We start from the raw sequence: 341 nt of genomic DNA on the forward strand, positions 1-341 counted from the left end.
CAGATTGCGATGCGTCGACAGAATGCCCTTCGGACGCCCCGTCGACCCCGACGTGAACATCACACACGCCACGTCCTCACCGCCCAACACCACCGGCAGGTCCGACGACTCGTGCCCGGCGATCACCTCACGCTCGGCGTCGACCAGCACTTCGGGCCAGGGACCGCCGAGTGCCCGGGTGTGGTGGGCGGTGTCGGTGATCAGGGCGCGCAGACCCGCGTCGGCGGCGATGCCCCGCAGCCGCTCGTCGGGGAACTCGGGATCGAGCACCACATACCCCGCCCCCGCCTTCACGACCGCCACCACGGCGACCGCGAACTCCACCCCCCGGTCCAGCAGAA

The 341-nt window shown here is 70.7% G+C and carries 1 protein-coding gene; it reads right to left on the bottom strand.

Features of this window, described 5'->3' with window-relative positions:
- The coding region (locus QC282_RS32245; protein WP_279553132.1) for an AMP-binding protein at positions 1–341 on the bottom strand (341 nt) is incomplete at both ends.

The organism is Streptomyces sp. DH24 (assembly GCF_029813775.1).
Lineage (GTDB): Bacteria > Actinomycetota > Actinomycetes > Streptomycetales > Streptomycetaceae > Streptomyces.